Here is a 7,527-nt window from a genome sequence, read left to right on the forward strand (position 1 = left end):
CGCGATCTCCAGCCCGCTGCTCGAGGACCTTTCCCTCAAGGGCGCCCGCGGCCTGTTGATCAACGTGACCGGTGGCAGTGACCTGTCGCTCTACGAGGTCAACGAGGCGGCCAGCCTGATCCAGGAAGAAGCGCACGAAGACGCGAACATCATATTCGGCGCGGTGATCGACGACGCGATGTCGGACGAGATTCGCGTCACGGTAATCGCGACCGGCTTTGGCGATCTCGACCGAACCTCGTCGCGCTACTCGCCGTCAGGCGCGCCTGTCACCACGCCGATTGCGGCGGCCGCGACGCGGGCCGTAGATCCGATGGAGGTCAAACAGCCGGCGCCGGCCGCGCAGGCGGGGCAGGTGCGAATGTTCCCGGGGAACAAGCCGGTGCGCCGGATGGGCCTGGTCGTCGACGACAACACGCTCGACATACCGGCCTTCAGACGGCGCGGCGAGGAGGGCGGCCTGGCGGAAGGCGAAAAACTCGAGCCGAATTCGCTGCTCGACGGCGACGACAAGCTGGACATCCCGACCTTCCTGCGCAAGCACCTCGACTAGCGCGCGTAGCTCTTCACGCAGATGGGGTTTGTAGGGCCCGGCCAATGACGCCGGGCCCTTCAGCATCTGAATTGCTATTCATGGCACCCTGGGCACACAAGGCGGGGGTCGCTCTTCCCTCTCCCGAAGGGAGAGGATCGAAGGTGAGGGACCTAACTCAGCGCGCGATTTTTTCGCGCGCAATTCAAGATTCTGAAGAATCAAGGCTCAGAACTTTCTCGATCCCTGCCAGTACCGCGTCGGCGCTCTTGAGCACTTGATCATTCCAGAATCGAAGCACGAGATACCCGCGTGAAATGAGGTAGCTTGTGCGTACTTCGTCGTCGCCAGAGTGATCCGCATGCTGGCTGCCATCGAGCTCTACGATGACTCGACGCTCGATCGAACAGAAATCAGTGAAGTACGGTCCAATGGGAAATTGACGGCGGAACTTCGCGTTGCAGATTCGTCTGCCTCGCAGATGCCGCCAGAGGATTTGCTCCGCCGCAGTCTGCTGGCGGCGGAGTTTGCGGGCTGTTTCGTGAGACGACTCGGACGAAGGCATCGCTTCGAGAAGTTTCTCGAATCCGGACGGGAAAACAAGGCACGCAGAGAACCAGAATCTGGGAATCACGCGCGAGGAGCGCGCTGGATAAGGTCCCTCACCTTCGATCCTCTCCCTGCGGGAGAGGGGAAGAAGGCACCGCGGAAGGCATCGATCGCGGGCAAGAAGAAATCGCTTTCTTGGCAGAGGCGCCGCTTCCGCCGCGCCACCAGCAAGCGCCGCCCTAAGATCGCTTTCCGAGGCGGCGCCATATTCGCGCCGTCTCTGTGAAATTGGTCAGCGGCTGGCGGCGGCGCGCGGTGCGGGTGCTTCGCCGTTGAGCGATTTCAGGATCGCCTGGCGGCGTTCTTTCAACTCCTTCGGCATCGTCGAACCGATCTTTTCGAAAAATTCCGCGGCGGATTCCAGTTCCGCTTTCCATTCCGCCGGATTTATCGCGAGTGTTTCTCGCGCCGCGCTCTTGGTGAGATCGAGGCCCTTCAAATCGAGTTCTGCTTCATCGGGAACGATCCCGACCGGCGTCGCGCGGCCGTTGGCGCGTCCGTGGATTCGATCGAGCATCCACTTGAGCACGCGCAGGTTTTCGCCGTAACCGGGCCAGATGAAATTGCCGTCCGCGCCCTTGCGGAACCAGTTGACCATGAAAATGCGCGGCGGTTTTTTGATTGCACCGCGCATCTTCAGCCAGTGCGCGAAATAATCGCCCATGTTGTAGCCGCAGAACGGCAGCATCGCCATCGGATCGCGCCGCAGCACGCCGACCGCTCCTGAAGCCGCCGCCGTCGTTTCCGAACCCATCGTCGCGCCCATGAAAACGCCATGCGTCCAGTCCATCGATTCGAGCACGAGCGGCACCGTCGAGGCGCGGCGTCCGCCGAAAATGATCGCGGAAATCGGTACGCCCCGCGGATCGTCAGCTTGCGGCGACCACGCGGGATTGTTGCGCATCGGCGTCGTGAAGCGGCTGTTGGGATGCGCCGCCTTTTCGGTCGAGCCGCGTTTCCACGGCCGCCCCTGCCAATCGAGCAGGCCCTCGGGCGCGGGCACGTCCATGCCTTCCCACCACACGTCGCCGTCGGGCGTCATCGCGACGTTGGTGAAAATCGTATCGTGCTCGACCATCTTCATCGCGTTCAGATTGGATTTCGCGCTGGTGCCGGGCGCCACGCCGAAGTACCCGTTTTCAGGATTGACGGCCCACAGCCCACCGTCGGGGCCGACCCGCATCCACGCGATATCGTCGCCGACCGTGAAAACTTTCCAGCCCTTGAATTCGGCCGGGGGCGTGAGCATCGCGAGATTGGTCTTGCCGCATGCACTCGGGAACGCTGCCGCGATGTAGGTGGTCTCGCCCTCGGGGCTCTGCAGGCCGAGGATCAGCATGTGCTCGGCGAGCCAGCCCTCGTCGCGGCCGAGCACGCTTGCGATTCGAAGCGCGAAACATTTTTTGCTGAGCAGTGCGTTGCCACCGTATCCGCTCCCGACCGAAATGATCGTGTTGTCCTGCGGGAAGTGGCAAATCAGGCGATGCTCGCGATTCAAATCGAGCGTACTGTGAATTCCGCGATTGAAATCGCTCGAGTCTCCAAGTTGCTCGAGCGCGGCCTTGCCCATCCGCGTCATGATTCGCATGTTCAGCACGACGTAGATGCTGTCAGTCAGCTCGACGCCGACCTTCGACAAGGGCGATCCCAGCGGACCCATCACGTACGGCACCACGTACATCGTGCGCCCGCGCATCGAGCCGTCTAAAAATCCGCGCAGCTTGGCATAGGTGGCGGCGGGCTCCGACCAGTTGTTAGTCGGCCCGGCGTCGATTTCGTTGGGAGTGCAGACGAAGGTCAGTTGTTCGGTGCGCGCGACGTCGTTGGGGTTCGAGCGATGCAGGTAGCAGCCGGGCCGCTTGTCCTGGTTGAGCTCGATCAGTATTCCCGCGGCGACTGCCTGCTTGGTGAGCCGAGTCTTCTCCGCTTCGGAACCGTCGCACCAAACTATCGTGTCCGGCTTCGTGAGCGCGGCAACTTCTTTGACCCAATCGCGCAACGCACGGCTGCTGGTTGGCGAACTCTTGGCGTTGTCGTTGCGGTCGGCCGTCACTTCATGCGCTCCACGTCGGTCCTTGTGAAACGTAATTCCTATTCAATCAGATGCGCCAAATGCAATCTCATCGTCATGGGAACGTAATATGTAGATTAGCAGATTAGAATAATCAAGGGGAGGAATATAAGTAATTCTTTAGGGCCTCGAGCAGGCAAAAGAGCCCGCGCCACACTTCACTCGCAACGTGCGGTCGCAAATCGCGCCCGGATTAAAAGATTTTGTCGCGCGGCTACTGCTAGTATGCCGCGCTCTTGCGAGCGGAGTTGATCAATCGCTGGATTTCTTCTTCGGTGAATCCCGCGAGCATGCGCGCTTCTTTCGCGATTGAGACCACTTGCCCGTCATCGTTCTCGATATCTTCCTGCGCCAGGCGTCCGCCGCGGAAGTTGAAGACCTCGTCGACCATGTCCTGGAACGCCTGCGCCTTCGCGAGCCGCTCGGGGTCGCCCTCCGTCAGCTTGCGCATCCACTTCGATCCCATCCGGACGTGCGTGATCTCGTCAGCCAGTACGTAGTCCACCGAGCGCTCGATCACCTCGTCGCCGTTGCGCTGCGCGATCCGAATGAGCTGATCGAAAACGTCGCACGCGAGGCCCTCGAGCCCGCGGTTGATACCCGCGACGCGCGCTGCGGGATCCATCGCTTGCGTGCATCGCCACAAAATCTCCGTCTCGACGTAGTCCCCTGGATGCCCGCCCATGTACTCGACCAGGCGCTGGAAAATTTCGCTGTGGCGCGCTTCGTCCCACACTTGCCGCGCCATATCTAGCTGAAACTCCCACGGCGCGTCGGGAAAATCGAACAGCGTGCGGCCCGCCGCTTCCATGGCCTGCAACTCGCCCGTGTAGATTCCGTGCAAGCGCGAGCGCAACGTCTCCTCGTCGAACGGCATCGGCCGTCCGCCTTCGAGGCCCTGCTCCTCGCGAATTTCGCGGACCTGGCGGCTGCGCAACACGACCCAATTGTCAGGACGGGCGAGGCGATCAACGGGGATACATTTTTCCATGATTTTTTCAGTTCTTCAGTGAAATCTTTAGCGTCTAGTATGCAGAGCTCTTGCCGAAGCCTTTGACGAGGCGATCGATCTCCTCTTCGGTGAAACCGGCGAGCAGGCGCGCCTCGCGGGCGATCGTGATTCCCGAGTCGATTTCGATTTCCGTGCCGTTGATGCGCTGCTTGACGTGATCGACGTCTTCGACGTGCTTGCGGCCGGGGCCGAAGTTGAACAGCTCGTCGATCCGATCCTGGAACTCCTGCGCCCGCTTGAAGCGCGCAGGGTCGCCCTCGGTCAGCTTGCGCATCCACTGCGAACCCATGCGCACGTGAGTGATCTCGTCGGCGAGCACGTAATCTACCGATCGTTCGATAATCGTGTCGCCCATCTTCTGCGCGATCCGAATCAGTTGCTCGAACACGTCGCACGCGAGCCCCTCGAGTCCGCGATTGATTCCCGCCACGCGCGCCGCGGGATCCTCGGCCTGGGTGCACGACCACAGCACTTCACCTTCGGGAAATTCACCGTAGTAGGAGCCGACGTACTCGAGCAGCTTCATATAGATCTCGGCGTGCCGCGATTCGTCCCACACCTGGCGCGCCATATCGAGCTGGAATTCCCACGGCGCGTCGGGAAAATCGTAGAGCGTGCGCCCGGCTGCTTCCATCGCCTGGAATTCGCCGCCGCAAATCCCGTGCATGCGCGACTTCAGAAAATCGTCCTCGTACGGCATCGCGTTGCCGGGCGACAATCCCTGTTCGCTGCGCGCGTTGCGCGTCCGATTCGCGGGCAGCAGGATGTGGTCCTCGGGACGCGCCAGCTTGTCAACGGGAATCATTCTCTGCATCGCGATCTCCTTTCCTTCTTTACCTGCTCCATGCCGACCGGCGACCGGTCAGATTCAACGCCTCGCGCACCGTCCACTTGCCGTCGGTCTCGCCGAGCCTGAACTGAAACTTGAACGGTTCGGCATTGGCACCGGTAAGTTGCGCTTTCAAAAAATAATGCTTTGCGACGCGTGCGCGTCCAATCAACTCAAACTTATCATAGCGGTTCGGCGGAATCTCTTTCGCGATCTGAATCATTTCGTCGCGCACATGCGGCGGCGTCATCGCCTCGACGCTCGCCAGCTCGCCGCGGATTAGCGCGTTCAGCAGATGCTCTGCCGCCGCGAGCATCGCCGCGGGCGGCTCGACGATCGCCGCAATCGGCTGCGGGCCCATCACATTGCCGCGTTCTCCGAGATCAGGCATTGCCGTTCCCCGCGCGAGCTTGCGCCACCGCGGCCGCCAGCTCGGGAATGTCGCTCCACGACGATCGCTTGCCCGTCGTGTCCTCGACGCTGACGATCAGCCACTTGCCGTCGGCCTCTTTGCGCCATCGGTAGAGCACGCGACGCATCGCGCCGCCGTTCGTGAATCTGATTTTCGAGATGTACTGAAAGCCGACCTTCGCCAGCGCGAGCGCTTCGACTGCGACCGGCCTGGCGATTCGCGCGATTTCCGCCGCCGCCTGCCGATGCGCTTCGAGAGCTCCTGGCAGCGCGAACGCTTCTGCGCTTGCGTTGTCGCCCGCTGCGAGCGCCGCCGCATGCGTCGCGATCGCCTCGCGCAGGTCAGTGATATCGTCCAACTTCTTCATATCGCTCCCGCGCGCGCTCAGCTGCGTCCGACTTTCTTGCGCGGCTGCTCTGCTTCCGCTTCAAAGCCCGTCACTCCGCCCGACGCGCCGAGCAATCCTTCAAGATGCGATTGCCAATTCGCCGCGCGCAGATGCTTTTCCTTCGAGTCGAGCAGCTCATTGAGCAGCACGCTGCCGCGCTCGACGTGGCCTTTCTCCTCTTCGACCAGCCGCTGCAGAATTCGCAGGGTAGGGGGCTCGTAAACCGGATTCATCGCGGTCAGATGCGAGCTGTAGTGCGAAATCAAATGCGGCTTCAGCACCCGGTAGATTCCGACCAGCCGCTCGATCGTGTCCTCCCACTCTTCCTTATCCTCGAGCGCGTTCATGAACGTGACGAAGGCGTCGTTGGGTGGCTTGGAAATCTGCGGCTGCGCGCGAAGTTCGGGCAATCGCTTGCCGAGCGCGTCGGTATGCAGCGCGTCCTCGTACACCTGCTTGGCCATCTCGAGCTTGACCGCGAGCTCCGGCGTCAGCGCGATCCACCCGGCCATCATGCGCATCATGCGCTCCTCGGCGTAGCGATAGTTCTGGATGTAGATGACGCTCTGGCGGACGCTGTAAACGCCCTCGAGAGTTCGCCGGTCGTAAAGTGCCATCTCGAAACTCCTCGATAGTATCCGCGCCGCGTCAGCGACTAACGGCTGATGCTCGCTCCATTGGCGGACGCGAAAAAACGGCCTTCGACGATCGCCGCAATCTCGCGCCAGTAAGTTTCCTTGTCAGTGCCCTTGAGATTGTTCGCCCCCATCGCCCATCCCGCGCACAGCATGTGAATCGCGTGAACGGCGCTGCGCGAATCCTCAAAATGAATCACGCCGAGGCGCCGGCCGCGCTCGATAATCTCTGCGACCGCCCCAAGGTAGTCGCTGCCAATCTTTTTCATCGCCGTGCGATACTGCGGGCGGCGCTCGAGATAGCGGGCCTCGTGATGCAGCACGTTGAAGGCTTCGCGATATCGATCGATCACGTCGAGAATCGCGCGCATCACGTCGATCAGTTCACGCCGCGGGTCGCCGACGGTGCGCTCGCGAATCGCGGGCAGCATCTCGACAAACTCCGCGACCATCGACTCGGCAATCAACGGAATAATCTCGTCCTTGCTGCCGAGATAAAGATAAATGGATCCAGCCGCGATCCCCGCCTCGAGCGCCAGCTCCTTCACCGACGCCTCATGAAACGATTTTCGCGCCAGCACCCGGCAAGCCGCCAGAAAAATCTGCCGCCGCCGCGACTTGACTAAAGTCTCGTCCTGAGCAGGCGCGCGTAGGGCTTCAGCAACTCGTGGCATTGATATGGACCGATCCGGATAGCCAAAAACCGTACTGAATGAACGTTCATTTGTCAAGGCTTAGGCCCGCTTGAACCAGAAGAAGCTTGAGACAACAAAGAAGACCCGAGAACGAGCCTATTTTTCTGTTTAAGAGATGCCGGGCTCTTGCTTGGCCCGAAGGGAAGGGAAGTCTCAATAAACCAGACAGGCATCAATCCGAAGACCATTCAGCGGGATCCAGGACGTTTACGGCAGAACCGGCGGCGGATCGGAAGCAGGTCCGAGGTTGGAAACCACGGTTTGCCTGCGTCTCTGCGACGCTGCACGCCCGCAATTCGTATCGGCAATTAGACCTCGGACAAATCACGTTAGCATCTGTGTTG

8 protein-coding genes and 1 pseudogene are annotated in these 7,527 nt (G+C 61.1%); 1 reads left to right on the forward strand and 8 read right to left on the reverse strand.

Annotated elements, in window-relative coordinates; translation table 11 throughout:
- Nucleotides 1-553 (forward strand): annotated as a pseudogene (locus VIW95_RS00410) (cell division protein FtsZ); the annotation flags it as partial.
- Between the two features lie 184 nt (nucleotides 554-737).
- Here the strand turns inward: VIW95_RS00410 and VIW95_RS17420 are convergent.
- The 8 genes from VIW95_RS17420 to VIW95_RS00450 form a co-directional block, all read right to left on the reverse strand.
- Nucleotides 738-1,097 carry an endonuclease domain-containing protein gene (locus VIW95_RS17420; protein WP_349259267.1) on the reverse strand — a complete coding sequence of 120 codons (360 nt, stop codon included), beginning with the start codon at nucleotides 1,095-1,097 and terminating at the stop codon, nucleotides 738-740.
- Nucleotides 1,098-1,373: 276 nt separating this feature from the next.
- A complete protein-coding gene (locus VIW95_RS00420; RefSeq protein ID WP_331582866.1) occupies nucleotides 1,374-3,194 on the reverse strand; it encodes a phosphoenolpyruvate carboxykinase (GTP) in 1,821 nt (606 codons plus the stop codon).
- Nucleotides 3,195-3,432: 238 nt separating this feature from the next.
- Nucleotides 3,433-4,203, reverse strand: coding sequence for a DUF455 family protein (locus VIW95_RS00425; RefSeq protein WP_331582869.1), 771 nt, complete (start codon nucleotides 4,201-4,203; stop codon nucleotides 3,433-3,435).
- A gap of 34 nt (nucleotides 4,204-4,237) precedes the next feature.
- Complete coding sequence (locus VIW95_RS00430; protein WP_331582871.1) at nucleotides 4,238-5,038, reverse strand: DUF455 family protein; 801 nt, start codon at nucleotides 5,036-5,038, stop codon at nucleotides 4,238-4,240.
- Between the two features lie 19 nt (nucleotides 5,039-5,057).
- Nucleotides 5,058-5,444, reverse strand: a complete 387-nt coding sequence (locus VIW95_RS00435; RefSeq protein WP_331582873.1) for a hypothetical protein — start codon at nucleotides 5,442-5,444, stop codon at nucleotides 5,058-5,060.
- Nucleotides 5,437-5,832 (reverse strand): hypothetical protein, encoded by a 396-nt coding sequence (locus VIW95_RS00440; protein WP_331582875.1) that lies wholly within the window; start codon nucleotides 5,830-5,832, stop codon nucleotides 5,437-5,439. Before VIW95_RS00440 ends, VIW95_RS00435 begins: the two co-directional genes overlap by 8 nt.
- 17 nt (nucleotides 5,833-5,849) lie before the next feature.
- Entirely contained in the window at nucleotides 5,850-6,470 is a 621-nt protein-coding gene (locus tag VIW95_RS00445; RefSeq protein ID WP_331582877.1) for a hypothetical protein, read from the reverse strand.
- A 38-nt stretch (nucleotides 6,471-6,508) separates the two neighbouring features.
- Nucleotides 6,509-7,162 (reverse strand): TetR/AcrR family transcriptional regulator, encoded by a 654-nt coding sequence (locus tag VIW95_RS00450; protein ID WP_331582879.1) that lies wholly within the window; start codon nucleotides 7,160-7,162, stop codon nucleotides 6,509-6,511.
- Between the last annotated feature and the right edge of the window lie 365 nt (nucleotides 7,163-7,527).

The sequence above is a fragment of the Binatus sp. (SeqCode) genome (assembly GCF_036522015.1).
Taxonomy (GTDB): Bacteria; Desulfobacterota; Binatia; order Binatales; family Binataceae; genus Binatus.

Excerpts from the sequence above, each read along its gene's own strand:
- VIW95_RS17420 (WP_349259267.1), bottom strand. The coding sequence starts at position 1,097 with ATGCCTTCGTCCGAGTCGTCTCACGAAACAGCCCGCAAACTCCGCCGC.
- VIW95_RS00425 (WP_331582869.1), bottom strand. The coding sequence starts at position 4,203 with ATGGAAAAATGTATCCCCGTTGATCGCCTCGCCCGTCCTGACAATTGG.
- VIW95_RS00430 (WP_331582871.1), bottom strand. The coding sequence starts at position 5,038 with ATGCAGAGAATGATTCCCGTTGACAAGCTGGCGCGTCCCGAGGACCAC.
- VIW95_RS00435 (WP_331582873.1), bottom strand. The coding sequence starts at position 5,444 with ATGCCTGATCTCGGAGAACGCGGCAATGTGATGGGCCCGCAGCCGATT.
- VIW95_RS00440 (WP_331582875.1), bottom strand. The coding sequence starts at position 5,832 with ATGAAGAAGTTGGACGATATCACTGACCTGCGCGAGGCGATCGCGACG.
- VIW95_RS00445 (WP_331582877.1), bottom strand. The coding sequence starts at position 6,470 with ATGGCACTTTACGACCGGCGAACTCTCGAGGGCGTTTACAGCGTCCGC.
- VIW95_RS00450 (WP_331582879.1), bottom strand. The coding sequence starts at position 7,162 with ATGCCACGAGTTGCTGAAGCCCTACGCGCGCCTGCTCAGGACGAGACT.